This is a genomic window from Pannonibacter sp. I15F10I1, assembly GCF_900185665.1.
In the GTDB taxonomy this organism is placed as follows: domain Bacteria; phylum Pseudomonadota; class Alphaproteobacteria; order Rhizobiales; family Stappiaceae; genus Pannonibacter; species Pannonibacter indicus.
Genome location: NZ_FYAN01000006.1, coordinates 1 through 887, shown reverse-complemented (window position 1 = coordinate 887; position 887 = coordinate 1). Strand labels below are relative to the sequence as shown.

Sequence of the window (887 nt, the reverse complement as noted above, 5' to 3'; positions counted from 1 at the left end):
CATGATCCTGGACAGGAGGAAGAAGCGGACATGACTGGTCTGGGTGCCATCTGCATGAAGGCGGAAGGTCTCGACGGAGCCGACGGCCTGCAGCCCGGGGAAGCCGATATCCGTGGCGGCCACAACGCTGGCCCGGCGCGTCTCGGTCCGGTCATGGGCGGCTTTCGGGGCGAGCAGGATGCTGTCGATCCGGTCCCCGTCTTCGATAAGGGCTTTGGCCTGCTTCAGGAGGCTGGGCTGGTTGTCCTTGAGGGCCAGAACATAGTCACCGCCGGTGGCCAGAATGGCCCGTGCCGTGTCAGCCCTGCAGTGGAGGGCATCGGCGGTGACGGTGGCACCGTCGAGCGTCAGCAGCGCGAGCGCGTCGAGAACGCCTTGCACTTCATTGCGGTTTGGCGCGGTCTTCTGGCCGATGACCAGGCCGGCACCGGCGGCCCAGACGTTGACGAGGTGCAGCGGCGTTGCCTTGGCCCCGCGGCGGTAGGCGCCGCGCACGGCCTTGCCATCAATCGCCACCACCCCTTCGATCCCTTTGGCAAAGCTGGCCGTGAGACGTCGGAAGGCCGCCTCGAAGGCCTCGGTGTCAAGGTGGCGGAAGACAGTGGAGAAGGTGTCGTGGCTGGGAATGCCATGGGGCAGCGGCACGATCGACTTCAGCCATCTGCGCTTCGAATGGCCGAAGTCCTCCATGTCGGTACAGCTTTCGGCCCCGCAGATGATCGCCGCGATGGCGATGAACAGGATCGACGTCAACGGATGGCGCACGTTGCTGCTGCGCGGATCAGGCAAAGCTTCAAAACAAGCGGCAAATCTACTCATCGCAACCTCCCGGGACGGAGAACTCATGAATCGATTTGCCTCAGTAAAACAACCCCTTATTCGACATA

Annotated in this window: 1 protein-coding gene; it reads right to left on the bottom strand. The window is 63.5% G+C overall.

What is annotated here, in order from left to right:
• On the bottom strand, positions 1 to 819 hold an 819-nt coding region (locus tag IF10I1_RS04510), incomplete at its 3' end, for an ISAs1 family transposase (protein WP_186424374.1).
• Positions 820 to 887: the final 68 nt, after the last annotated feature.